General features: G+C 54.5%; 27 protein-coding genes. 14 read left to right on the forward strand and 13 right to left on the reverse strand.

What is annotated here, in order from left to right:
• Positions 1-13 precede the first annotated feature (13 nt).
• The 3 genes from LEPIL_RS17200 to LEPIL_RS17210 all read left to right on the forward strand — a co-directional run bounded on the left by LEPIL_RS17200 (position 14) and on the right by LEPIL_RS17210 (position 2885).
• Positions 14-550: a DUF6125 family protein gene (locus LEPIL_RS17200; RefSeq protein ID WP_002774432.1), complete on the forward strand. Its 537-nt coding sequence runs from the start codon at positions 14-16 to the stop codon at positions 548-550.
• Between the two features lie 127 nt (positions 551-677).
• Positions 678-1544: a FecR family protein gene (locus LEPIL_RS17205; RefSeq protein WP_002774434.1), complete on the forward strand. Its 867-nt coding sequence runs from the start codon at positions 678-680 to the stop codon at positions 1542-1544.
• Positions 1545-1793: 249 nt separating this feature from the next.
• On the forward strand, positions 1794-2885 hold the full coding sequence (locus LEPIL_RS17210; protein ID WP_157135105.1) for a CapA family protein: 1092 nt from the start codon (positions 1794-1796) through the stop codon (positions 2883-2885).
• A gap of 9 nt (positions 2886-2894) precedes the next feature.
• Here LEPIL_RS17210 and LEPIL_RS17215 read toward each other — a convergent pair whose 3' ends face one another.
• From LEPIL_RS17215 to LEPIL_RS17230, 4 genes are read right to left on the reverse strand one after another with little or no spacing between them, the layout of a single operon-like run.
• Complete coding sequence (locus tag LEPIL_RS17215; RefSeq protein WP_002774437.1) at positions 2895-3974, reverse strand: tetratricopeptide repeat protein; 1080 nt, start codon at positions 3972-3974, stop codon at positions 2895-2897.
• An 8-nt stretch (positions 3975-3982) separates the two neighbouring features.
• Positions 3983-4762, reverse strand: a complete 780-nt coding sequence (locus tag LEPIL_RS17220) for an NTP transferase domain-containing protein (protein ID WP_002774438.1) — start codon at positions 4760-4762, stop codon at positions 3983-3985.
• Positions 4759-5757 (reverse strand): aminoglycoside phosphotransferase family protein, encoded by a 999-nt coding sequence (locus tag LEPIL_RS17225; RefSeq protein WP_179117383.1) that lies wholly within the window; start codon positions 5755-5757, stop codon positions 4759-4761. The genes LEPIL_RS17220 and LEPIL_RS17225 overlap by 4 nt, the downstream gene beginning before the upstream one ends.
• Before the next feature lie 35 nt (positions 5758-5792).
• Positions 5793-7007 (reverse strand): pyridoxal phosphate-dependent aminotransferase, encoded by a 1215-nt coding sequence (locus LEPIL_RS17230; RefSeq protein ID WP_002774441.1) that lies wholly within the window; start codon positions 7005-7007, stop codon positions 5793-5795.
• Between the two features lie 101 nt (positions 7008-7108).
• On the opposite strand from LEPIL_RS17230, the gene LEPIL_RS17235 reads away from it, so the two are divergent.
• The 5 genes from LEPIL_RS17235 (at position 7109) to LEPIL_RS17255 (ending at position 11669) form a co-directional block, all read left to right on the forward strand.
• The gene (locus LEPIL_RS17235; RefSeq protein WP_002774443.1) at positions 7109-7606 is read left to right on the forward strand and encodes a tRNA (cytidine(34)-2'-O)-methyltransferase; all 498 of its coding nucleotides are present in this window, start codon (positions 7109-7111) and stop codon (positions 7604-7606) included.
• A 152-nt stretch (positions 7607-7758) separates the two neighbouring features.
• The gene (locus tag LEPIL_RS17240) at positions 7759-8547 is read left to right on the forward strand and encodes a C1 family peptidase (RefSeq protein WP_157135106.1); all 789 of its coding nucleotides are present in this window, start codon (positions 7759-7761) and stop codon (positions 8545-8547) included.
• A 195-nt stretch (positions 8548-8742) separates the two neighbouring features.
• A complete protein-coding gene (locus LEPIL_RS17245) occupies positions 8743-9888 on the forward strand; it encodes a Re/Si-specific NAD(P)(+) transhydrogenase subunit alpha (protein ID WP_002774446.1) in 1146 nt (381 codons plus the stop codon).
• 28 nt (positions 9889-9916) lie between these two features.
• Complete coding sequence (locus LEPIL_RS17250; protein ID WP_425435261.1) at positions 9917-10225, forward strand: NAD(P) transhydrogenase subunit alpha part 2; 309 nt, start codon at positions 9917-9919, stop codon at positions 10223-10225.
• A 13-nt stretch (positions 10226-10238) separates the two neighbouring features.
• Positions 10239-11669: an NAD(P)(+) transhydrogenase (Re/Si-specific) subunit beta gene (locus LEPIL_RS17255; protein WP_002774448.1), complete on the forward strand. Its 1431-nt coding sequence runs from the start codon at positions 10239-10241 to the stop codon at positions 11667-11669.
• Positions 11670-11778: 109 nt separating this feature from the next.
• Here LEPIL_RS17255 and LEPIL_RS17260 read toward each other — a convergent pair whose 3' ends face one another.
• Both LEPIL_RS17260 and LEPIL_RS17265 read right to left on the reverse strand, forming a co-directional pair.
• On the reverse strand, positions 11779-12534 hold the full coding sequence (locus LEPIL_RS17260) for a hypothetical protein (RefSeq protein WP_002774449.1): 756 nt from the start codon (positions 12532-12534) through the stop codon (positions 11779-11781).
• A 65-nt stretch (positions 12535-12599) separates the two neighbouring features.
• The gene (locus LEPIL_RS17265; protein ID WP_002774450.1) at positions 12600-13313 is read right to left on the reverse strand and encodes a hypothetical protein; all 714 of its coding nucleotides are present in this window, start codon (positions 13311-13313) and stop codon (positions 12600-12602) included.
• 120 nt (positions 13314-13433) lie between these two features.
• Between LEPIL_RS17265 and LEPIL_RS17270 the strand changes: the two genes are divergently transcribed.
• The gene (locus LEPIL_RS17270; RefSeq protein WP_002774452.1) at positions 13434-13895 is read left to right on the forward strand and encodes a SixA phosphatase family protein; all 462 of its coding nucleotides are present in this window, start codon (positions 13434-13436) and stop codon (positions 13893-13895) included.
• Here LEPIL_RS17270 and LEPIL_RS17275 read toward each other — a convergent pair.
• Together LEPIL_RS17275 and LEPIL_RS17280 are read right to left on the reverse strand one after the other, a co-directional pair.
• The gene (locus LEPIL_RS17275; protein WP_002774454.1) at positions 13885-14997 is read right to left on the reverse strand and encodes a glycosyltransferase; all 1113 of its coding nucleotides are present in this window, start codon (positions 14995-14997) and stop codon (positions 13885-13887) included. The two genes, LEPIL_RS17270 and LEPIL_RS17275, sit on opposite strands and share 11 nt — an antisense overlap.
• A gap of 62 nt (positions 14998-15059) precedes the next feature.
• Positions 15060-15365 (reverse strand): hypothetical protein, encoded by a 306-nt coding sequence (locus tag LEPIL_RS17280; RefSeq protein ID WP_143464783.1) that lies wholly within the window; start codon positions 15363-15365, stop codon positions 15060-15062.
• 99 nt (positions 15366-15464) lie between these two features.
• On the opposite strand from LEPIL_RS17280, the gene argG reads away from it, so the two are divergent.
• A complete protein-coding gene (gene argG / locus LEPIL_RS17285) occupies positions 15465-16748 on the forward strand; it encodes an argininosuccinate synthase (RefSeq protein ID WP_002774456.1) in 1284 nt (427 codons plus the stop codon).
• An 85-nt stretch (positions 16749-16833) separates the two neighbouring features.
• On the opposite strand, the gene LEPIL_RS17290 is transcribed toward argG, so the two are convergent.
• A complete protein-coding gene (locus tag LEPIL_RS17290; RefSeq protein ID WP_002774458.1) occupies positions 16834-17499 on the reverse strand; it encodes a hypothetical protein in 666 nt (221 codons plus the stop codon).
• 86 nt (positions 17500-17585) lie between these two features.
• Here LEPIL_RS17290 and LEPIL_RS17295 point away from each other — a divergent pair, with 86 nt between their 5' ends.
• Positions 17586-18764 carry a PQQ-dependent sugar dehydrogenase gene (locus LEPIL_RS17295; RefSeq protein WP_002774459.1) on the forward strand — a complete coding sequence of 393 codons (1179 nt, stop codon included), beginning with the start codon at positions 17586-17588 and terminating at the stop codon, positions 18762-18764.
• A gap of 82 nt (positions 18765-18846) precedes the next feature.
• Complete coding sequence (locus LEPIL_RS17300; RefSeq protein ID WP_002774461.1) at positions 18847-20061, forward strand: hypothetical protein; 1215 nt, start codon at positions 18847-18849, stop codon at positions 20059-20061.
• Between the two features lie 43 nt (positions 20062-20104).
• Here LEPIL_RS17300 and LEPIL_RS17305 read toward each other — a convergent pair whose 3' ends face one another.
• From LEPIL_RS17305 to efp, 4 genes are all read right to left on the reverse strand, one after another.
• Positions 20105-20422 carry a DMT family transporter gene (locus tag LEPIL_RS17305; RefSeq protein WP_002774463.1) on the reverse strand — a complete coding sequence of 106 codons (318 nt, stop codon included), beginning with the start codon at positions 20420-20422 and terminating at the stop codon, positions 20105-20107.
• A 94-nt stretch (positions 20423-20516) separates the two neighbouring features.
• Positions 20517-21107: an LOG family protein gene (locus LEPIL_RS17310; protein ID WP_002774465.1), complete on the reverse strand. Its 591-nt coding sequence runs from the start codon at positions 21105-21107 to the stop codon at positions 20517-20519.
• Positions 21107-22267: an ACP S-malonyltransferase gene (locus tag LEPIL_RS17315; RefSeq protein ID WP_002774467.1), complete on the reverse strand. Its 1161-nt coding sequence runs from the start codon at positions 22265-22267 to the stop codon at positions 21107-21109. Before LEPIL_RS17315 ends, LEPIL_RS17310 begins: the two co-directional genes overlap by 1 nt.
• A gap of 28 nt (positions 22268-22295) precedes the next feature.
• On the reverse strand, positions 22296-22859 hold the full coding sequence (gene efp / locus LEPIL_RS17320) for an elongation factor P (RefSeq protein WP_002774468.1): 564 nt from the start codon (positions 22857-22859) through the stop codon (positions 22296-22298).
• Positions 22860-22943: 84 nt separating this feature from the next.
• On the opposite strand from efp, the gene LEPIL_RS17325 reads away from it, so the two are divergent.
• Both LEPIL_RS17325 and LEPIL_RS17330 read left to right on the forward strand, forming a co-directional pair.
• Positions 22944-24122 (forward strand): KamA family radical SAM protein, encoded by a 1179-nt coding sequence (locus tag LEPIL_RS17325; RefSeq protein WP_002774470.1) that lies wholly within the window; start codon positions 22944-22946, stop codon positions 24120-24122.
• Positions 24119-24877: a 2-C-methyl-D-erythritol 4-phosphate cytidylyltransferase gene (locus LEPIL_RS17330; RefSeq protein WP_002774472.1), complete on the forward strand. Its 759-nt coding sequence runs from the start codon at positions 24119-24121 to the stop codon at positions 24875-24877. Before LEPIL_RS17325 ends, LEPIL_RS17330 begins: the two co-directional genes overlap by 4 nt.
• Position 24878: the final 1 nt, after the last annotated feature.

The raw sequence follows: 24878 nt of genomic DNA on the forward strand, positions 1-24878 counted from the left end.
TATAGGGGGAAATATGAAAGAGGGAAAATCAGAAAAGCCGATCAGGCAGCTCGAAGAGATCGAAAAAGAAGAGATCAGAGACCTTTTGAATGCTGGCTGGATGACGCATGATGCGATGTGGTTCAGCCATTGCGTTGCGGAATTCGGAATCGAACAGACAAATCGCATCAACAGAGCGGCCGTTCGCTCCATGGCTGCCATCGAGGCAAAGCGCATTAAGAAGCTGCTTGGTATGCGCACGGTTGAGAGTTACGATGAGATCCGGCATTTCGTTACGACGGGTTTTGGGCTCATTCGAGGCAGCTTCATGCGCTTCGAGTTTGATTTTCCGGGGGACAACCTCTTTGTATGGAATGTACCGCGATGCTTTGCTCATGACGGGGTGAAACGGCTGGGGCAGATTGAGAGGTACGAATGCGGTATCGTCGAGCGCATTATCGGTTGGTTCGAGGCCCTGGGCATCGGCTACTCTATTGATCCGGCTCCAAATGGCTGCCTGATGCACCGACAGGGAAAATGTGAGATGATCATCCGCCTGCAGGCTTCTTGACAGGCGTTTTTTGAAAAAAAAAGATGGAAAAAGGCGCCGCTTATCTGTCTATAGATATGCGGAGCATCCATACAGGGCAAGCCTGCACGGTATGGATCATGACCGTATTGACGGCCGGAGGAATGTTATGATGGATTTTATGATGAAAAAAGGCTGGATGGCGTTGCTTGTAAGTTTCGCCCTGCTGGCCTACTGTGGCAATAAAGAGCAAAAGGCCGTTGTCGAAGGTTCTGCCCCTGTTGCACGCCTGACGATTACAAAAGGCGACGTAAAGGTTGTTGAGGGCGAAACGGTGCGCACCGCTGCTGCCGGTCAGGTCCTCACAGCAGGGCAGCTGATTCGTACGGGAGCCGAGGCGATGGCAGAGATCTTCGTCAAAGATCAGGGCATTGTGCGTCTCAGCGCCAATACGGAATTCGCCCTGAAGCGTGTTGATGCAGAGGGCGTTGAGCTCGATCAGAAGTCCGGCAAGTCGACGGTCTTTCTCAAAAGGCTGAAGCAGGATTCTGAGTTCACGATCAACACGCCGACCTCGGTCGCTGCCGTTCGTGGAACGAGCTTCATGGTAGACGTAAAAAGCAAGACCGAGTCCACGTTTGCGCTGTATGATGGTGCGATTGAGGTGAAGAACGGCAAAGGTCAATCCGTCGTTCTTGACGGCAGGGGTGAGCTTTCGGTCACCGATAAGGGCGATATCTCAAAAGAGGCCATCCGACCGCTTTCGAAGGAATCGCTGGAGCATCTGAAAAAGATGGCCGTATTCCAGAAGACCCAGATCGAGGAATACAACAGCTTCATTGATGATCTTAAAGAGACCGATGCAATCAAGATGACCCGCGAAGAAGGCGATGTAAATGAGCAGGTCGCAAACATCAAGGATCGTCCTTCGTCTCAGGATAACACCGGAAAGGCATCGACCACCGATGAGAATATGATCCGACGCAATACAGAGAAGGATCCGCTGAAGATTCAGCCTCAGAAGACCTTCAAGTAAGAGTCGATTCGAAGGCCTTTTCATAAGGCAGAGTGCCACCAGATCGGTGGGATTGCGGGGCTTCAACTCTGTGCAGCAGCTAAAAACGGTTGCCGCCTGAGAGGAGCCCCGTTCCTTTATTCTGTGCTTCGTTTTTTTTCGTATGTTTGCCGCTCTGCCCGATCGGCTGTCGGCCGCCGTTTTTATAGATCCTCTTTTCTGAGTGCTGTGCTGCTTATGCCGGTGCTGCTGCTTGCCCAGGCGCCGCAAGTGCCACAGTCTCAGCAGCAGAACCCGGAAGTCAGCGAAGCCGATAAGAAGCCGACAGCGGAGGCCGTGCAGCCGATTGTTGAGTCCGCTCCGTTACCGCCGGCGACTGAAGAGCAGAGTGGGCCGGTCCGGCTGCTCTTTGCAGGCGACACGCATTTTCTCTGGGGCGTGCGTGATCAGCAAAGTCGGCGCGGTCTGCTTTCGCCGGTAGAGAAGATACGTCCGCTCTTTCTGGGCGCCGACTATCGCGTCATCAACCTCGAAACCGTCGTTGGTCCCGATGGAAAGAGCGTTAACCATAAGACTTATATATTCAGATCAGACCCGGAGAACCTGTCCGTGCTGAAGCATCTTGAAGTTCAGGGGCTCTTTCTTGCGAACAATCATACGTTTGATCTGGGCCTTCCCGGTATCGAGCAAACGGTAACGCATGTTGCGGCGGCAGGGCTGTCGTATTCGGGGATCGGCAAGAACGAGGCCGAGGCGATCAAGCCCTTTATTAGCGAGGTGCAGGGCCTGCGCATCGCATTCTTTTCGATTTCGACGGTAGGCCGCTACGATACCTTTGCGGCGGCGACAAGGCCTGGAACAGCACACCCTTCGCCCGCTTTTTTCGCCGAGCTGCGACGTGCTCGCAGTAAAGCCGACTTTGTCGTAGTGGGTGTTCACTGGGGCAACGAATACGAGCTGTTCCCCAATAACGAGCAGCGTGATCTGGCGCGCAAGCTTGTACGTGACGGCGCCGATGCCGTCATCGGTCACCATCCGCACGTGCCACAGGGAACGGAGTTTATCAATGGCCGGCCGGTCGTTTATTCTCTTGGAAATTTTCTTTTCGGTTCGGCAAACTATCAACAGACGCATAACCTGATCGCCGTTTTGCGAATCGACCGGAAGACAAAGCGGGCAATCGCGGTGGAGCTGCATCCTATCACGGGCAGATATCGAAGCGACGGATATGTCATCGACATGCCCCGCGAAGAAGAACGCACCGCGTTCTGGGAAGAGGTCTACCTGCTCTGCCAGAAGCTGAACCCGGCGCAGAACATCGTCTTTGAAGACGGCCTTCGGCGCATGGTGATTACCCCGTGAGTTGTTGTTTCAGAGGGCCGGTTGCAACACCGGATCTCGAACGTCGGGGCCTTTGCGGCGCGTACCTTCGCATTTTTCAAAACCGACTCTGATGCGACTGATGGCGGCATCGTTGAGTTTTGTTCCCTGCAGGCCTGACATTCCCGTACCTGTGCGACAGAGCAGCTCTCCCGTACGGGCCAGATCTTCTTCGACGTAATGTCCGTTACTCAGCAGCTGCAGATTGAACTCAAGGGCTCGCTGGAATTCACCGGCGTTCATGCGAATGGTCGCCTGCATGCGGATGAGATCGGGGTTCTTCGACTGGCGGGTTTTCTCAAGCAGGCGCAGCAGATCAGCGCTACTATCAAGCTTCAGACCGAGGCGAAAGTAATGAACGTAGAAATCGTCTTCACTGAGGCCGCGCTCTTCAGCGAGGCGGTAATAGGGCAGGGCCTCTTTTTCGCGCTTCATATCTTCAAGGATGAGCCCGGCCAGAAAGTAGGCCTCGGGCATGTTGTCGCGCAGATCAAGGACTCTTTTCGTTTCGTCAAGGGCGGCCGAGAACGAGCCCGTAAGCCAGAGGGCGCGGGCATGATTGTATCGGTACACGGGATGATAGGGTTCGAAGGCGATGGCCTTTTCGAAGGCCTTCAGCGCTCGCTCCTGATCGCCAGATCTTGAATAGAGATAGCCGAGCATGTTCCACGCCGGATCAAGCTCGTTGTTTTTTTTGAGGCATTCTTCAAGCATGAAGATGGATGTGGCAAAGTTGCCTTTCTCGAACTCGAGGATAGATTGGAAATAGAGATCGATTCCGTTTGTGGGGTTCAACGCCTTCAATTCGGTGAGTAGCGCCTCGCCTTTACGAAAGTTTTTGAGAAAAAACTCACGTGTGATTGCGGATGTCAGGTCTCTGATCTTCAAACGCTGGTTGGCCTTTTCAAGAGCCTTCTCATCAAAGAGTTTGTTTGCATCGATGGGCTTCTGCGGTTCTTTTGCCGCTTCGAATGCGGCGCTCTGAACCGTTTTCCATTCGCTGAAGAATCCTGGAAGCAGAGTAGAAACGGCCATCGTCGAGGCCAGTAAGGCAGAAGAAAGAGAGATCATGTTTATGCTCAGCTCGGGCAGGCGCCCGGCCACCGATTTAAGAAGCTATACCAGCGATCTTTCCACACGGCCGGTACAGGATCAACCTTTTTCAGGGCTTCAAATTGTTCGAGATTGCCACAGTCATACCGCAATCCCGAATAGAGAGAGCCCTGCAGGCGATCGCCAGGCATCGCCGCATATCGTTGAAACGTGTCGCGCAGCTCTGCCACTGCGCCGGGCTCGATATCGCTGACGGCATCGGTATGAAGAAGCGAAAGGCCTGAGTAGTAGAAGCTTCCGGCGCCCATTCGCAGCGGCACAAAACGTTCGGAAAGGTGATTGGCCAGACTATCTGCCAGACTATCAACGACAGGCTCGAACCCGCGCTCCGTGTTGCCGGGTTCTTTCGGGCATAGATAAAGAAAGAGGTCTCTGGACCCGGCCGGAGCTTCGGGCCGGCGATCGGGCCAGAAGATCGTATCGGGGTTCATGTACAGGAATTGCCCCTGAAGCGGCGTCGTCTGCATGGCATAGCGGATGCCGCCAGCCGTTCCAAGAATGCGTTCTTTCTCTTCGCTGAAGTGTATCGGGAAGAACGGAAAGTCTTTCAGGTATTCTTTGATCTGGTCGCCGCGATAATGCAGGTTGATGATGCATCGTTCGATCTGCCATTCATGCAGAAGAAAAAGCGAATAGGCAAGAAGCGGTACGCCGTGAACCGGAAGAAGCGGTTTGGGACGATCGGCCGTAAGCTGGCCCATGCGCAGGCCGAAGCCGGCACAGGGAATCATGGCCAGCCCGTTCATGCCGGCGAAGCGATCCTCTGCGCCAGATCTTGCAGTGCATCAAGATGAAGCGTGCGCATATCCTTCACAAAAAGAAAGACCGTATCGGGAAAATGTCCGAGCAGCACGATCTCTTCCAGTCGTCGCAGGGCGGGCTCGATGCTATGCACATAGAAGGGCTTTTCTTTCTCAAACGTGAGAAAGAGATAGCTACCAAGGGCCTTAAAGATGCGCTGAAGCGCCTGTAGATAATAACGGTTTCCATCTTCGCCCGGACGACGATCCGTAATGGAGCGATAATAGTCGAGCCAGTGCCGTCGCTGTTCCATCGTCAGATCGCTGTACGGATCATAGAGCAGCGATGAGAGGTCATACCAGGGAAGCCCCATACGCGCATCCTGAAAATCGATGAAGACGATGCGTTGTGGATTCGACGGATCGGGAATCATGATGTTGCGCGCATGAAAGTCGCGATGCGTGAAGACGCGCGGCTCGGATTTGCCGAGATGCTCGCAGACGCTGCGCAGAAACATCTGCAGCTCGAACGACGGCCGCATGTCTACGTGCAAACGATCACTCAGGCGATCCAGGCGGGCAAAGAGGAACTCCATCTCCCACCAGAGTTTGTCGAAATCAAAGAAGCGGCCGGCCACAACATTTGGAGCCGTCAAACGATGCCAGCGTGCCAGCTCGTCGATGGCGGCCGTATAGGCTAACTCGCCGGCCTGGCGGTCTTTGCGGTACAGCGAATCGAGCGATTCGGCGCCTGCATCTTCAAGAAGCAGCCATCCGCGCTCGTCGAGATCGATGATAGACGGAACGGCCGCTCCTTCTTTTTTTAAGAAGCGACCGATCTGAACGAAATCAGAGCTCTCAATTTGAAAGGGAAGGTCAAGGCAGAGAATCGCCGATCCGCCTGCGGATTGCACACGCCAGTAGCGCCGGGCCGATCCTTCATCGGCAAGCGCCGCCGCCTTCTCGAAGTCGAAGCCGTTTCTCGAAAGAAACGGCTGCAATTCCGATAAACGTTGCCGCAGCGGACCGATCGTCATCAATCGAGCTCGCGAATAAAGGTTCCGATGCGCTCCACTCCGGAACGGATGGCCTCTTCGCCCAGAGCGTAAGACAGACGCACGCAGCGATCGTCTCCGAAGGCGATACCCGGAACGACGGCGACGTTATGCTTTTCGATAAGCAGGTTTGAGAAGGCCATGCTCATCGACGTCTCTCCCGGCGGAACAAGCTGCTTGAACTTCGGCTTGTTGTAGATGGCCGAGATGTCGGGAAAGATATAAAAAGCGCCCGAGGGCAGGAAGACCTTCACGCCGTCGATGCTTTCAAGAATGCGAAACATGAGATCGCGTCGCCCCTGAAAGATGCGTTTGAAATCACCGATGAACGATTGATCGCCTGAAAGCGCTGCCGCAGCAGCAGTCTGAGCGATGGAGGCAGGGTTAGACGTGCTCTGCCCCTGAATCGTTTCCATCGCCTCGATTATATGAGCGGGGCCGGCTCCGTAACCGATGCGCCATCCGGTCATGCTGTAGGCCTTGCTCACGCCGTTAACGACGACGGTGCGGTCGCGAAGCGAGGGCTCGATCATGAGGATGTTTTTAAATTTTAGCCCGTCATAGAGCAGGTGCTCGTAGATGTCGTCTGAAACGATGAGAACATGCGGATGCTTTAAGAGAATATCGGCATACTGTCGCAGCATGGCCTCGTCGAAGTAGCTTCCCGTCGGATTGGATGGCGAGTTGATGACGATCATCTTCGTCTTCGGTGTAATAAGCGCTGCGAGTTTTGCCGGTGAAGGAACATACTTCTCTTCGATCGACGTTTCCAGTACGACTGGTTTTGCGCCGCAGAAGGATACGATATCATTGTAAGAAACCCAGTAAGGAGCGGGGATGATGACTTCGTCTCCCGGATTGAGCACGGCGAGGAAGAGATTGAACAGAACCTGTTTGCCGCCCACTGAAGCGGTGATCTCGTTTAATCCGTATTTGAAGCCGTTCTCGCGCTCGAACTTCTGCTGAATGGCCTTCTTGAGTTGAACGGTGCCGCCGACAGGTGTGTATTTTGTCTGCCCGTCACGGATAGCCGTGATGGCCGCTTCTTTAATGGAATCCGGAGTATCGAAGTCGGGTTCGCCGGCGCCGAAGCCGATGACGTCGCGACCCATGGCCTTGAGTTCTTTTGCCTTTGCTGTGATGGCCAGGGTCAGCGAAGGGGAGATGGTGTTCATGCGTTCTGATACGGAGATCATGGGCGAGCCTCAGACGGTGGATTACGGTAAATTTTTTACAGCGCGTACTCCAGCAATTAGAAAATACTTCCGGCTCTTAGCTTCGCGGTAGCTCTGGCTCTGTGCAGATCGTTCTTATCGAGCCGAAGATACCGCAGAATACGGGCAATATCATCCGACTGTGTGCTTGCACCGGGGCCAGCCTGACCATCGTTGGCGAACCGGCCTTCTCGATGGATGATGCTCACATGCGTCGCGCCGGCCTTGACTATTACCGTGAAATCTCTATCGAAAGGCAGACCGATTGGTCTTCATTTTTGGATTCCATCGCCGCAAAGGGAAAAGGGTGGCAGGATCTGGCCTTTTTATCACGGTTTGGCCGCAGAACCTATACTGATTACTCTTATAGCATGGATTCGATCCTCGTTTTCGGCAATGAGCCGGATGGCCTTCCTCCGGAACTACGCGAAGAGATTCTACAGCGTTCGCCCGAGCAGCTGCTGCGCATTCCGGTGAGTCGACGGTGTCGTTCGCTCAATCTCGCGAATGCCGTTACGTTGCTTGTATACGAGGCACTGCGTCAGAACAATTTTAGCGATCTGCTGCTTGAGCTGGATTAAGCCGTTTGAAAGGCGCTGCTCTGTCGCGGCGAGGCCGCTTTTCTCAAGAAACGAAAAGGCCTTGCGATTCTTGATTGAAAGCAGATTCTCGCTTTATGCCTTTTCTGTCGCGCTGCTGCCTTCTGTTTTCTGTTTTGTTTTTTACAGGATGCGTGACCACCTACGCCGATGGTAGGACCGAATCCACCTTTGACGGCTTTCGCAATCTCTTTCGCAGCGCTCCGGACCGGGCCTGGAGATACGAAGATGTTGAGCCGCGCAATTTTCTTCGCCCCACCGGCGGGCCCATCCTGATCGCGCCGGCGCCCGAGAATCCGCCCGAACTCGTTATCTTGAATGACGTGCCCGATGTACTGGATCAGGGCATGATGCCGGCCGGACCGATCTTCGCCGCCGGGTATATCGCCAACTCGATGCTACACAGGTCGAAGATGAGCAGCTATCGCTGTTCGCCGTCTTTTCTCTTTCGCATGCTGAACGGCTCTGAATCGACGGCCGTTGAAATGATCGATACGCTGAAGTTTTTGCAATCATCGGGATGCGCCCGCACGGCGCTTGTTCCCTATCGCACTCCCGGCGATTATGGTCGCTCTCCCGATAGCCTTGCCGTTCGCGATGCGCGCAATTTTCGCATACAGGGCTTTGGACGGGTCGATCTGACCGATATGGATCAGATCCGCAACCATCTGCTTCTCGGCCGTGTCGTGATTACAAGCGTTGTTCTGCCTGAGAATCTGGTGCAGTACGACGATGACGTCTTTGACCATCCCGAAGGGGACGTGATGGGAAGACAGAGTTTTGCTTTGATCGGCTATGATGCAAAGAAGGCGCGAGTGCTTCTGCAGAATTCGATGGGCAAGGACTGGGGCGATGACGGACGTGTGTGGATTCCGGTCGGATGGTATGTACGTATGGTCGTTGACGCTTACGTTATATACTGATAGGATTCTAAGGACCGGATCTGAGCAGGCTCTTCACAGGTCAAATTTTTCTATTGCCCGGTAGGGGTATCTGAAAAGTATTCACTTAGCAGACTGCGAAAGCGGCAACCCGTTTGCAGGCAGTTAGATGTTATCTGATTAAAGAGCGTTCATCGCTCCTGAAAGATTGAAGAAATACAGCATGCAGGAAGGTGTATGATTCTGGCAATTCCAAAGGAGACAACTGAGGGCGAAAAGCGCGTAGCCATCGTGCCCGAAACCGTCTCGAAACTGCGTAAGATCGGCCACACCGTGCGTATCCAGAAAGGAGCCGGTGAGGCATCTGGCTTTCCCGATCATCTCTATGAGAAAGAGGGAGCCGTTCTTGTCGACGATGTGAATGATCTGTACGGTACGGCAGACGTTCTTCTGAAAGTCGACCGACCCGTCGTTCATCCGTCATCCGGAAAGAGCGAACTTGAAATGATGAAAAAAGGGGCCATCTTTGTCGGCTTCTTCTACTCGATGAGCAACGTCGATCTGGCTAAGAAGGCCGCCTCTACGGGCGTGCAGGTTCTGTCGATGGACGCCGTGCCGCGTATAACGAAGGCGCAGCGTATGGATGCGCTCAGTTCGCAGACGAACCTTGCCGGCTATAAAGCCGTCCTGCTTGCAGCCGATCATCTGCATAAGATCTTCCCGTTGCTCATGACGGCCGCCGGAACGATCTCACCGGCTAAAGTAGTGATTCTTGGCGCCGGTGTTGCCGGTCTTCAGGCCATCGCCACTGCAAAACGCCTTGGCGCCGTCGTTGAGGTCTCTGACGTCCGCCCCGAAACCAAAGAGCAGGTTCAATCGCTGGGCGGAAAGTTCATCGAGCCTCCGCAAGACGAGAGTCTTGTAGGCGAAGGCGGTTATGCAAAAGAGGCCAGCGCCGAGTATCTGGCCAAACAGCAGGAGATCCTGCGTAAGCATATCTGTGAGGCCGATGCCGTCATTACTACGGCTCAGGTTCCGGGCCGAAAGGCTCCCGTGCTGATCAAGGCCGACGTTGTGAAAGATATGCAGCCCGGCGCCGTCATCGTCGATATGGCAGCCGGTACAGGCGGGAACTGCGAGCTCACCGAACCGGGACAGGTCGTAAAGAAGCATGGTGTGACCATCGTCGGTCATACGAATCTTCCGGCCGAACTGGCCTATCATGCCAGTCAGCTTTACAGCCGCAATCTTCAGGCGCTTATCGAGTACCTGACGAAAGAAGGCAATCTGAACCTCGACGCGAACGACGAGATCGTCAAAGGCGCTCTCATCACGCGTGACGGACAGATCGTCCACGAGAAAACAAGAGAACTGGCGGGTTAACCGTTCTCACAGGAGTGTATTCATGGGTCTGCATGAAATCATTATGCTGGTCACGGTATTCGTGATCTCGATTTTTCTGGGATTTGAACTGATTTCGAAAGTTCCGCCCACTCTGCACACGCCGCTTATGTCGGGTTCGAACGCCATCTCGGGCATCACCGTCGTAGGCGCCCTCGTTTCAGCCGGATCGGGCGGGCCGAATCTCGTCTCCATTCTCGGGTATGAAACGAGCATATCGAGCATTCTCGGTTTTGTGGCCATCGTATTTGCGACGATTAACGTCGTCGGCGGCTATCTTGTCACCGACCGTATGACGCGCATGTTCAAGAAGAAGTGAGGATAACCCTTTCATGGAAACAAAAGATCTATTGATTCTTGCCTATCTGGTTGCCTCTGTTCTTTTTATCGTCGGCATCAAGCAGCTGAGCAAGGTAAAGACGGCACGTCAGGCAAACGGACTTTCGGCACTCGGTATGCTGATCGCCATCGTCGCGACGCTTTTCGATCAGGAAATCCTGTCTTATGAACTGGTCGCAGCCGGTCTGCTTGTCGGCGCTCTGATCGGCCTTGTGCTTGCATTGAAGGTGCAGATGACGGGCATGCCTCAGATGGTCGCTCTGCTGAACGGTTTTGGCGGCGGCGCCTCGTTGCTTGTCGCTTCGGGCGACTTTTATAGCTCTGGCGGCGACTCCGAGCCGTTTATTGCCACGACGATCTTTTTATCTGTATTGATCGGTGGCGTCACGTTTACGGGATCGCTGATCGCCTTCGGAAAGCTGCAGGGCATCGTTACCGAGAAAAGCGTTATGTATCCGGGGCAGCATGCGGTGAATGCATTCCTGATTCTGGTCGGAGTCATTGCCGGCGTGTTTATCGCCCTTCCGCCTATCGACAGCTATGCCGCTCTTGATGCGATCGGGCTCTCTGCCCTTGCCGGATTCACGATGCTTGAGATCCTGATCGTTCTCTCGCTTGTGCTCGGCGTGTTACTTGTGATTCCGATCGGCGGGGCCGATATGCCTGTCGTCATCTCGCTTCTGAACTCCTACTCGGGAATCGCCGCTGCGATGACGGGCTTTGTTCTCGGCAATACCGTCTTGATTATTACCGGTTCGCTGGTCGGCGCTTCGGGTATCATCCTGACGCAGATCATGTGCAAGTCGATGAACCGTTCGCTGATGAACGTGCTTCTTGGCGGCTTCGGTCAGACGGCCGGCAAGGGCCCGTCCGGACCGCAGGCCGATATCATCGTCAAAGAGATCGGTACCGAAGAAGCGGCCATGCTTTTCGACGGAGCCTCGACTGTCGTCATCGTGCCGGGCTATGGTATGGCCGTGGCTCAGGCGCAGCACGTGGTGCGTGAGTTGAGCGACCTGCTCAGCAAGCGAGGAGCGCAGGTGCGGTTTGCCATACACCCCGTCGCCGGTCGTATGCCCGGTCATATGAACGTGCTTCTTGCCGAGGCGAACGTTCCGTATGAGAATCTGCTCGAGATGGATCAGATCAACGACGACTTCGCTAATACCGACGTCGCTCTCATCATCGGAGCAAACGACGTAACGAACCCGGCCGCACGTCACGATCAGAACAGCCCGATCTACGGCATGCCCATTCTGAACGTCGATAAGGCTCGCACCGTTATCGTTATCAAGCGCAGCCTGAGGCCCGGTTATGCGGGCATCGATAACGAGCTGTACGGGTATCCGAACTGTCTGATGTATCTTGGCGACGCGAAAGACGCTATCTCCAAGCTGATCACGGAGATAAAAGAGAACGCCTGAGTGAGCGAGTTTCGACATGAAAAGTCGCTGTTCATGCGAACAGAATGAAAAAGCCCTGCCGTTCGGCGGGGCTTTTTGCTTTATAGATCGCTGATGGAAACTGAGGGCCTCACACACGATCGGGATAGATCAATCGGATCGTTTTCGTTTTGACCCAGTCGTCTCCCTTCTTATCGAAATAGACGTATTGATGCAGTCGGCCCGTTTCATCGTATTCGTAGACACAACGGAACGCAGAGTCGGGTAAAGTCTTGATGCGTTCTTTCAAACGATCTTTCTCATCATACGAGTAACTGATCTGCTGCAGCGGCTTGCGCTGTTCGTCGGCCAGCTCCATCTTCGTCGGTCTGCCCTTTGCATCGAGCGCGATATGAAACACGTCGGAGTTCTTGTCCACGGTTTCGCGCACGGCGATCTTATCTCGCGCATAGGTGTAGCTGCGAACAAATTGCAGCGTCTTGCCGTTATGGACATCGATACGACTGACGCGGCCCTGCATGTACTGACGAGTCTTCGTCGAGACCGACTCTGCCTTTGCATTGAAGAATTCTTCTTTGACGGGCAGGCCTTTTTCGAATGTATAACGGATCTCGCCGGTAAAGTTGTTCCGGTCGTCATAGAACGATTCGCTCTGAATCCGACCTTTTTCATCATAGCGGATGCGCGACGTCTCGACGATCTGGCCTTTTTCGTTCATGGCGATGAGCATGAGCGGGCCTTTTAAGCCGTCCTGCATGAGATATGGACCGAGCGGGTTGGCCACTCCGGGTTCGTAAGCGAACGGATCAAGCGGCTCACCGGAGAGGGCGAGAAGGCCAACGGGAGAGAGCAAGAGAATAAAGAAGAGGCGAAGGCGTGAGATCATGGCCCTACGATTCTCGGCAGAATCGTTTCAGGGCTTAATCTCTTTCTTCCGGTCGAATCGGCTGGTTAAGCCTGCTCGCCGACACGACGGGCGTCATGGTCACGCTTGCTTCGAAAGCGCTCGCTGAATGGGATCTCAAGACGGGCAATCGTCTGCTCGCCCTGGATGAGGATACGAAAGTAGGACGGATCAATCCCCTCGCCTTTAAGAAGAATGATGATCAGAGCCAGACCGAGGCCGGCGCCTTCGGTATCGCCCGACATGGCCTGTTCCATATAGAACTCGGCCAGGTCGTTATAGCCCATGGCCTTTTTCAGCTTGTCGCGCATGATCGTCTCTTCGGCCGGGATGATGGCCGTGTTATTCACGACTTCGATGCGGATGCCCTCTTTATCGAATTCAAAGTCGATCATGCAATAGAGGCCGCGATCGCGGGCCTTTTTACCGTATTCGAGGGCCATCTTTTCGCTGAAGGCCTTTTTATAGAGTTCGATGCCCTTATGGTACTGGCTTTCGTCGTTCAGGTCGAGGCTCTGTTCGTCGAAGAAGATGCGCTTCTGGTTTGCCTTACATCCGTTGATGACAAGCTCTTTAAGGATCGTATACAGAGTATGGATGAGCCGCTCATGCTCGGTCTTGCGAAGAATGGACTCAAGAGAGAACATAATATGTTTCTCGACGAGTTCCGTCATCCGGTGCGTTTTCAGAATCAGATAGCGACCCTGATTCACCGCCCCTTCAATGTTACGATTGATGCGTTCGACCTGTTCCGTTACCATGGCAGCCCACTGTGGGAATTTACTGTTGACTAAAAACTTTCCGGGAAAGATGGCAATACTTTTTAACGCTTCCGGCAGGTGCGTCTTTGTTATTTTCGTCCATAGACAGGTGATAATTCAATGAAACTCGTATTCATGCGACATGCAGAAGCGGTTGAAGTACCCGAGAACGGCGAACGTGCGCTGACGGCGAAGGGCCATCGGGATGCCGAAAAGATGGGCCGTATGCTGCGTAGCAGCGGATGGCAGTGGACGGAGGTGCGCTCCAGTCCCGTATTGCGGGCCCGACAGACGGCGGAGCATATCGCGCCTCTTCTGCATACGCAGCATCGTATCGATCCGTTACTGCAGCCCGGTGTGACGCCCGAGCAATTCCTCGGTGGCCTGGACGGCCTTGTGCAGTCGTCGGCGCAGCTCTGCATCTTTCACATGCCCGATATCGCTTATGTCGCTTCACGCCTTCTTGGAATCGAAAGCTCTCATCTGTTTTTTTCGCCCGGCAGCGCTCTTGCCATCAATATGGCCAGCCGCGGCGGAGAGTGTATTCAAATCTTTCAGTATCAGCCCGATTTTATCGGATGACGGAAACGATCTGAAGCAGACGCTCCGTTAGCACGGCGGAGCCGTAGTGACTGAAGAAAAGCTCGCGGGTGTCGTTTTTTCTCGCGTTGTCTGCTTCTGTTACTCCGGCTGATTCATCGGTCAGATCGGCCTTCGTTATGCGTTTGAAATAGCGGGCCCGTCCGAGGGATGATTCGCGAAACACGGCAGAGTCGGGCAGAGCCATGGGCAGATCAAAGGCCATCGATTCGATGACGGGCACACAGAATCCTTCATGTAAAGAGGCCGTTACAAAAAGATCTGCCATGCGATAGAGCGTTGCAAGTTGAGACAGGGACGTGCCGTTCAGGAAAATCACTTCGAGGGTACGACACTTGGATGCCGCTCGCCGTACCATCCTGTTGTATTTCGGAAAGCCGGGCGAAAACGCCCCAGCAACAAAAAGCACGGGATGCGATCCGCTGCGGTCTCGCTCTGTGAAGAAGCGCATTCTTAACGCCTTCGACACATGCTGCCATAGCCGCTGCCACCGGCTCTGGGCGAGACGGAAGGATGCGATCTCATCCCTGAACGGAGCTGTATCAGAAAGAGCTTTATCGATATCCTCGATCAATACATGTACGTTCTTATGCGGCGAGATGCGACCGACAAAGAGCAGGCGTTTGCCCGAGTAATGCTGTAGCCTTGCTTCAAGCTTTTCGTCGTTCTCAATGGAGAGAAGCAATTCTGTCTGAGAGAAGGGAGGAAGGACTTCTGTGGCAGGGTTCTTTCCTGTCACTGAAGTGTAGTCGATTGCATTCTCTTTTGAATCGGCCAGCAGAAGATCGGGAGCGGGCAGAGCCGTCAGGCGTTCCCGTCCGCGGTGGCAGGCGTTTGCGACGGCTCTGTTATACGGACGCAGCAATCGGGCAGGCGTGACGTTATGATAACGCAGGATGCGCCTGCCATTGAACGAATTGTAGATTTGATCGCCGACATCCCACTCAACGGCATAATGATAAATGAGTAACTCGTCGCCGGGAGGATTCTTCAAATAGTCCGATGCCGGAGTGTATTCGATGCCTTCCGCGCAATGAACGCAGACGATGCGAACGGCGTGTCTTGAGCGAAGGGCATCGGCCATGCCGAGCACATCGTTGCCGACGCCGTCGCCGGGAAAAAGGTCGGGAACAAGCAGCGCAATGTTCAGGAAAGGCGCTCCCGGCGAAACGTTGCCGGATATTCGATCATCAGCAGATGCTCGCCTGTGTGAAGGTCGCGATCAAAATACGCGATCTTTGACTGGAAGGAGCCGCGGTACCGGCCCTGTCGTACCTCTCCGTTCACCGAGCCTTCATAACGAAGAGGCCCGGCCGGAATATCCTTCTGCAAGCGTATGAGGATTCGGTTCGAGGTTTCGAGAAGCACCCTGCCTTTCACGGAAACTCCGCGGGCAATCAGGAAGACTTCGTCGTCGGGCTTGAGAAGCGGCATACTGTAGATTGTCTTCATGCCAGAAACTGTCAACGACGATACAATCAGGCGAGCGGGAATGCAGCCGTAACGCAGAATCCGACTCGACAGTGCGGTCATTCTTGCCGTTCTGGAACCATGGCATCCATTCTCAAACAGACACCTCCGGCCGGCACAAAAGTAGGCCTTGCATTCTCGGGCGGCCTCGACACCCGCACTGCCGTAGCGTGGATGAACGAGAAGGGCCTCGAAGTCTACAGCTATACGGCCGATCTCGGGCAGCCCGACGAGAAAGACCCGGCCGATATTCCGCCGCAGGCTACGGATCACGGCGCAAAGAAGGCGGTGCTTCTCGATTGCCGCGAGGCGCTTGCCACGGAGGGCCTGATCGCCTTGCAATGCGGCGCCTTTCATATCGTATCGGGCGGTCTGAAGTACTTTAATACGACTCCGCTTGGAAGGGCCGTCACATCGGTCGCTATCGTCAAAGAGATGAACAAAGACGGAGTCAACGTCTTTGGCGACGGCTCCACACATCGAGGCAACGACATCCAGCGTTTCTTTCGCTACGGACGCCTCTGCAATGCAGATCTGAAGATCTACAAGCCCTGGCTTGATAACGCCTTTGTGCAGGCCTTTGGTGGCAGAACTGAGATGGCCGAGTATTTGCAGAAGATCGGCAAGCCCTATCGATCCTCCGTTGAAAAGGCATACAGCACCGACTCCAACATGCTGGGAGCCACGCATGAAGCGAAGGATCTGGAGTATCTGGATCGCTCGATGATGATCGTCGAGCCGATCATGGGCGTTCCTTTCTGGGATGATTCCGTGAGTATTGCGTCTGAAGAGGTTGTCGTCGATTTTGAGAACGGCCTGCCCGTTCGACTGAACGGAAAGGCCTTTGCGCAGCGCTATGAGCTCATTCTCGAGGCGAATCGCATCGGCGGCCGGCATGGACTCGGCATGTCTGACATGATCGAGAACCGCGTCATCGAAGCGAAAAGCCGCGGCATCTATGAGGCCCCCGGCATGGCGCTGCTTCACATCGCCTATGAACGGTTGCTGCAATGCTTTCATAACGAGAATACGCTGAACCTCTATTATGAACAGGGCCGAAGGCTGGGCCGACTGCTGTATGAAGGCCGCTGGTATGATCCGGAATCCCTGGCCCTGAAAAAGGCCCTGACGTCGATCGTCGCTCGTCCCGTTTCGGGAAGCGTCGTCATCCGCCTGCGACGCGGCAACGACTATACCGTCGTGCGGACAGATGCGAAGAGCGGAGTGTACAATGCCGAGGCCCTTTCGATGGAAAAGACGGATTCGCAGTTCACCCCCGAGGATCGTATCGGGCAGCTTGAGGTGCAGTCGTTGAACCTGACCGATACGAGAAGCATCCGTGATCTGCTTGGTGAGAGTTTTTAAGCGTCTCTTCTAAGGCTCCCTCACGTGTTTAGCAAAAGGCGCGTATTCCTGACAGACAGGCGGGTGAGTTTGACGCCTGTCTGCATCAGGCCCGCTGCTTTCGGTAGACGAGAAAACCGACTGCTGTAGCGATAGCCATCAATATGGCCACAACGACGGCGATCAGGCGAGTATGATACTGCTCTTCTGTGATGGCCGGCCTTGCACCTTCTTGTAGAAGTATATTGCGCGCCGTTAGCTGGATCATTGCCGCGAGCTTTGCGTCCATGGCGACGGTTTCTTCATTCGTCTGCTTGCGCACAATGGCCGGATCAGGATAGGCTGTGATATAATAATTGTAATCACGACTGGCAAAAAAGAGATTCATTGAATTCATACGGCGTAGCGGGTGATTCTGCCGCCGGTACCGGATAGAATGAAATTCCAGCACCTCGATACCGCTGGAGGTCTCGACGGCAAGGTTCGTTGCCGCCATGTCGTCGGATTGTAGGCGTTCTGCAGGGGGATGAAACGTGCGCAGCGGATTGGGCTGGCAGAGCACGGCCACAAAAACGTGATTGGCCTGGTCGAACCCGAGAAGCGAATCGGGCTGTATCTCGACCGGTTGCAGACCTTCGCCGATGCGGATGCTCATCGCGCACTCTTCGATAAAAGCCGCACGGGCTTCCTGTTGCTGCACCGGGGGCTGAGCTTGCACCGTGCCGGTGATGGTAATGATCAGGATGATGGCGATGCGAAGTCGGATGTGCATGATCGCATCCTTGATATCAGGCCGTCATGCTGTCGCAAAGCCGAAAAAGTTCTGGACTCTTCTGCATTTCAGGCTGTTTTTCCTGTATGCGAAACCGTCGACTGTTCTCCTTCTTGATCCTCTTCTTGTTGTGGGGCTGCGTCGATGTGCGAAATACATTCATCGAATGGTTCTCGCCGGATTATCACGCGGAGCCGTCAGAGGTACAGCCGTCGATCCAATTGCAGCCCGTTTTCGAGGGGTTCCCTGCAATCACCGAGATCGTTTTTCTGCCGGGCAGCAGCAGCCGCTTTCTCGCACTACTGAAGGGAGGCTCTCTTCTCTGGTTTGACATTCCGACGAAGCGGACGGGCCAGTTATTAAAGCTCGATGTGCTCACGGCCTCAGAGCAGGGATTGCTTGGTCTGGCATTCTCGCCTACCTTTGCGCGAAGCGGCTTGCTATACCTTTACTATTCCGTCGATGTGAAAGGAAAGAAGATGAGCCGTATCTCGGAGTGGAAGGCGGATCGTCCCGATGATATCACCCGCAGTCGCATCACATCTGAGAGGATTCTTCTCGAAATCGAGCAGCCGTATGCGAATCATAACGGGGGTCGCATGGAGTTCGGTCCTGACGGATACCTGTACATCGGTCTCGGCGACGGCGGATGGCGAGCCGATCCGGGGCGGCACGGTCAAAACGGTCAAACCCTGCTCGGCAGTATTCTGCGTATCGACGTGCGTCCCGATAAGAACGGGCGACCGTATTCGATTCCGCATGATAATCCGAAGGGCGCTTGGGCACCTGAGGTCTTTGCTATAGGACTGCGCAATCCGTGGAAGTTCTCGTTCGCTCCCGATGGACGCCTTATCGTCGCCGATGTCGGGCAGGACAAATACGAAGAGATCTCGATCGTTCGTAAAGGCGGCAATTACGGCTGGAACATCCGCGAGGGCTTCCATTGTTTTGAACCGCCACAGGCATGTCGCACGGCCGGTCTGATTGATCCGATCTATGAATACTCGCATGACGAGGGAAAATCCATCACCGGCGGCTATGTGTACACAGGATCTGGCATCCCGTCTCTTCGCGGAAAATACGTTTTCGCAGACTTTGTTTCAGGTTGGATGCGAGCGATCACACTTCCGCGCGAGGGAAAGGCGCAGGCGATTGACCTCGGTAAATGGCCGATTCTGATCGCAACGTTCGGGCGGGCGGCTGATGGAGAGCTCTACGTGTCGGATTTCGGAAAAGGGACGATCTACAAGTTAACGGCGAAATAATCTGAGTTGCTGATTTTACAACTTTACGTCATCTGACTTCAAGGGTCGCTTGCGGCCACTGAATCTGAATTGGCGGTGTTGCATGAACTGGATAAAGAAAACGCTCCTGCTTGCTCTGATCGCTCCTCTGGCATTAGAGGCGCAAGAGATATCGGTTGAAGATGCCTTAAAGGATCGTCCTATCGGGCCCGAGGCTCCTTTGAAATACAGCGCCGGCTACGTTCGACTGAAATCGCTGTATATCGACTCCGCTCTTACAAAAGTAGGATTTGAATTTCTCAATTCCAGGCTGCTCAATGATCTGGCCGCACGAAAGACTTCCGGGCAGTTTTTGCAGAAGAACCCGATCATTCGGGGATTGGGCGGCGAGATCGGGCTGACTGCCGTTTCTGATGATGAAACGCGCGGCGGCCATTTTCATTTCGGATATTTCAAAGGCCGTAACGGTCACCTGTATTCATCGGGTTTCGCACGGAACACAAAGACCTATACGAATCCGATCACTCTTGCCGTCGTCAATATTGAAGACTCCATTTCGGCCTATGACGATCTATCTCTTGAGGGCATGGAGCTCGAAACATGGTCGGAGTACTATTTCATGCATTCAACGAAGAATCCGTACTTCAAGTTTTTCGGTCTGCGTTTCGGACTCGGCGCTTCGACCGAGAAGTCGCGCATGAGAGGTTATAAGGCATCAAGCGTTCTTACGACCGAAAACGGCACGCCCACGACAACGAACTATTATCCGGGTATTCTACCTACCGGACCGGCGCTTCGCCTGCAACAGATGGACTACAGGCAGAACGATCTCTATCTGATCGCCGGCCTGAGCTATAGAGCTCCTATCGGTCGCATGCATGAACTGGATGCCTCGGTAGAAAGCCTGCTATTCGGCGTCGGTGGCGGCTACTACGAATTCAGCGAGAGACTCGTTCCGACGGGGCCGGCTCCAACGAGCAATCCTATCAATACGGCGATGTATATATCGAACCTTTCGGCTTCCACTTCGCTTGAAGGCCCGGTGGCCTCAATCCTTCAGGGCTTGCGTTTTCGCCTTGGGTATACGTTCAAGCCGTCTGAAACGGTCGGTATTCGTATTATGTACGGGCAGACGCGTCGCAGCTATACGATGTACACGCCGAAGATCAAGGCAAGAGATGAAGACGCAGCGGCCTCGTTGATTCTCGGCGACATCGAGGGGTATGTGTCCAGAACGATTAAATCCATCGGCGTATCGAAGGTCTCTGTCGTCGATCTGCGGCGAGAGATATCGGTTGAAATTCAGTCGCGGTATTGAGCGGACTTCCGAAGTTCAGCTTTGGAAATCCTGATGGTCGATTTCAGTGAAAGATCTTGAGGCCGACCACGCCGATGATGATGAGCATGACCGACACGATCTGCAAAAGACTTGCGGCGTCTTTGAACAGAAAGACGCCGACGATAAATGTACCCGAAGCGCCGATTCCCGTCCAGACGGCATAGGCCGTTCCAATGGGAATCGTGCGCTGGGCCAGCCACAGGAACACTCCGCTTAACGTCATCGAGACGACGGCAAGGGCGATGCCGGGAACCTTGCTGTCCATTGTCTGTGAGAGTTTCAGGCCGAGCGGCCATCCGATCTCGAAAAGTCCGGCGATAAGCAGATAGATCCAGCTCATAGTTCGTTCTTTTGCCTCAGCCGATTTGAATCGATCCTGAGACTCTTCCTGTGCGGTACTTCAACCTCTGATCCTGTTCGGGCGTCGTTTCGGTTTAGCTGAGTTCCAGCCCGGAGCTATCCTTCCCTTCAGAGGCAAGGCGCTCTTCCATACGATCGAGGATGCGTTCGGCCGATGCCTCGAAGATCAGCGTTTCGTAGACGTCGCGCCGTAAGAAGCCTTCACGCACCATCGTTAACAGAAAGGTCTTGAGAGGATCGTAAAAATCACCGGTGTTCAGGAGGCCGATCGGACGGTTATGCAAGCCGAGCTGATACCAGGTGAATACTTCGAAGAACTCGTCCATCGTACCGATGCCGCCGGGAAGCACGAGAAAGGCGTCAGATAAACGAGTCATCACCGCCTTTCGTTCATGCATCGTTTCGACGATGCGAAGATCCTGAATGCCGTCGTGACCGAACTCCCGCTCGATAAGATGCCGGGGAATGACGCCCGTTACATGCACGCCATTCTTGATGGCCGTGTCGGCGAGCAATCCCATGAGCCCGATATTCCCGCCGCCATAGACGACGGCGATACTACGACGTGCAAAGGTCTCGCAGAGGTCGGCGATCTTACGTCCGAAGAGCGGATTGATGCCCGTGCTCGAACCGAGAAAGATACCGACCGAACGAATCGCTTGCATCAGGCTTCGGTGAACGACTTCATCTCTTTTGCATTCGCCATTCCGAGAATGGGAATATCAAGCGAGAAGCCGGTCAGCGTATCGGACGTAAGGCGCTGCGACGTTTTGCCGGGACCGAAATCGACGATATGCGTCGGCTTCAGCGCCTTGAGCGGAGTGAGCGCCTTCTCCCAGTAAAGCGTGCTGACCAGAAGGTCATAGGTCATCGTCTTGCACAGATCGGCCAGATCACGGTAGTCTTTGCCGTCTGCGAACGAGTACACGGGGATCTTCAGTTCCGATGCCTTGAAATCGAAACCGATACGTTTGCGATCCTCTTCAAAAGGAGCGACGGCGCCTTCCATCAGCGGGCTGTGGAACGGGCAGGTCGTGCGCAAAAAGACGAACTTCACCTGCTCGGCCTCAAGCGTCGCCTTATGTTGCTTGTAGAAATTGAGCAGCGACGATCGGTGCGACGACAGGATGCGGTTTACCGGCGAGTTATACAGACTCATGTAGATCTGTTTATCGGCCGGAAGATTCGCATTGGTCTCGGCAACAAGCTCTGCGATACGATCATGTGTAACGCCAAGCACGGCAACCATTGGAGCCGGATCTTTCAAACCAAGCTCGGTGGCAAGGGCAAGGTCGTCGGCCGTCGGCTCGATCTCAGGATAGGCCTCCTGGGCGCGCACTCCCAGATACAGGATGTACTTCATGTAAAGCGCCAGGGCATCGTAATAGTCTTTGCCCGATTTGCCGAGAGCGCAGAACGTCATGGAGATCAGACCCTGGCTGTGGCCGGTGGAGCCCTTCGTATGCTTGATCAGATCATCCATCGACCAGCCGGCTTTCAGAACGGCTTCGAAATAGGCCAGCTGCGTGAGCTGAATCATCGTCAGCGAAACGGCAGCCGTCGCCAGATAAGCGTCTGACGGAATGGACGATTCGTCTTCAAGCCATTTGCGTGCATCGATGCCGTGTGGCAGGCCGATCGAGCCGGTTACTTTCGGAGCCTCTTCTTCGATAGCCTTGAGGGTGACGTCAAAGAACTCCTTCAGCTCGCCCGAGTCATAGAATTTTTTCAGCTCTTTATACCAGGGCGATCCCTGTCCGCCCATCTGCAGAAAGAAGGTCGCTTCGCCTGCTTCAGCCTTTGTAAGAATTGCCGGTTTTGCCATGTTCACTAACCTCTTATGCCCGCAGGGCTTATTTGTTCACTCGTTCAACGAAGGAGATGTCACGCAGGTCGATGCGGATGCGGTCTCCCTGTTTGATGAAGATGGGCACCATCACCTCGCCGCCCGTTTCGACGGTGACGCGTTTTTTTGCCGTGCCCTGAGTATCGCCTTTCAGGCCCTCTTCGGCATAGGTGACTTCCAGTTCGACGAAGTTCGGCGGCGAAACGCTGACGGGCAGTCCTTCGAAGAACTGAACCTCGAAGGGCATCTCTTCTTTGATGAATTGAACGATATCGTCTACAAGATCGATGGAAACGGAGTACTGCTCGTAGTCGTCTTTATCCATGAGGATGATCTGATCGCCTTCGGTGTACAGATACGTGACGTACTTCTTGTCGAGTTCAACGTCTTCGACCTTGTCGGAGGACTTGAACGTTCGTTCGAGCGTGTTGCCGCCTTTGATCTTTTTCAGTTTTGTGCGAACGAATGCGCTGCCTTTACCGGGGTTTACAAACTGGGAGAAGGTGCAGGTGTACAGTTCGTTGTCGAGTTTGATGACGGTGCCTTTCTTCAGGTCGATAGGATCGAGCATGCGGGTAGGATTCTGAGGAGCTTGCCTCCAGTCCAATAAATTTTATTGGCGCAGAACTTCATCCGGGCATCATGGTGCTCTTCCATGCACACAGCGCATACTCCGGCGAGCAACTGGCAGAAAGAGCTGCAATCATCGGCCCGTGATCTGCGTGGCCTGATCGAGCATCTGCAGCGCCTGCATGACGTCACAGAGAGCGATATTATGTCGACTCCCTGGGCGAAGCGCATCGCCGCAGCTGTGAAGAATGAATCGCAGTTGCAGAGTCGGTTCCGCTTCGCCGTGACGGATTCTTATCTGCTGCGGGCCCGACTCGATCATGATCGCTGCGCCATCCTCGGGCAGGTGCTGCCCGATCCGACCGAACTGGACGACCCCGTTTTTGAACTCGATGATCCGCTTGCTGAAGACAGCCACATGCCGGTTCCCGGTCTGACGCACCGTTACCCGGATCGAGTGCTCTGGTATCTGAGCCATAACTGCGCCGTGTACTGTCGCTTCTGCATGCGCAAACGTAAGGTGTCGAAGGCGGGCACGGCTCCGGCAGGCGATCAGATCGCACAGGCGCTCGCCTACATTCGTGAGCATTCGGAGCTGCACGAGGTCATCCTATCAGGCGGAGATCCGCTCTCTCTTTCCGATGCGACGCTGGATGAGATCCTCGGCGCTTTGAAGGGCATCGATCATATCATGAGCGTGCGCATTCACAGCCGCATGCCCGTTACCCTGCCCGCACGTATTACGGAGGAACTCATCGAGGTTTTGCGTCGCCACTCCCCTCTCACGCTGGTCACACATTTCAATCATGCGCAGGAATTGGGCGAGGACTCACTCGAAGCCATACGCCGCCTTCGTTCGGCCGGCATCCTGCTTCTCAATCAGTCCGTTCTTTTGAAAGGCATCAACGATACGCAGGAGGATCTACGGGAGCTCTTTCTATCGCTGATCAAAAACGGCGTGAAGCCCTATTACCTGCATCAATGCGATGAGGTGCGCGGCGTTTCGCAATTCCGAGTTCCGATCGAGCGAGGCATCGAGCTGATGAAAGACCTGCGAGGGCGTATTCCCGGTATTGCGCTTCCGCTCTATGTCGTCGATCTTCCAGGCGGCGGCGGCAAGGTGCCGGCCGACAGCTCGTATCTTCGCAGAGCTGATGCCGAAGGCTATGTCTACGAAAACTACGAAGGACATGCCTATGTACTGGCGCCCACTTATGAATCTTCTCATCAATGGACTCTTCCTCTAAAGGGAGCTGACCGGTGAATCGTCTGAGCGTATCGGTCATCCTGCTTGCCGGCGGAACAGGCCGTCGTTTCGGCGCGGATCGACCGAAACAATTCGTGCCGTTAGCCGACCGGCCGATGCTCGCCTGGAGTCTGCGACGATTCTGTAACTGGCTCGATCGTATCGAATCGGCGGATGCGAGCTTTAAAGCGGGAAGCCTTGTGCTTGTATCGCATCCTGATTATTCGACGGAATCGCTTGACCTTGCCAGCCGCACGGTGCCTGATTGGGCCGGCAGACTGATCCTTGCCGAAGGCGGAGCGACGCGCCATCTCTCGTCTGTGAATGGAGTGCGCGCAGCCGGGCAATCCGGCATCTATGTGATTCATGATACGGCCAGGCCTTATGTTCCGGACTCAGATCTTGATGCCCTATTAGACGCTTTTCGCGATTCCGAGAGTTCGGTCGCCTCTCTTGTCGTCCCTTCGAGCGAAACGCTTGTGCAGGGAAGCGAGGGCCTTCTTGAAAAAGGCCTTGATCGAAATCATATCTTTGCGGTGAAAACGCCGCAGGCCTTTCGTTCCTCGCTGCAGCCGCGATTCACTCAGGAGACGGATCGCCCGGAATACACCGATCTTCTACGCTGGGCCGAGATGCAGGGCGAGCGGGCGACGCTTGTGGCCGGTTCGGCCCTGAACCTGAAGCTGACCAACCCCGAAGATCGTCTGATCCTTGAAGCGGTTCTGCGCAATGCAGCTCTTATGAAAGGCAGGGCCGGGGAGCACGGCGTGTGAA

This window comes from Leptonema illini DSM 21528, assembly GCF_000243335.1.
In the GTDB taxonomy this organism is placed as follows: domain Bacteria; phylum Spirochaetota; class Leptospiria; order Leptospirales; family Leptonemataceae; genus Leptonema; species Leptonema illini.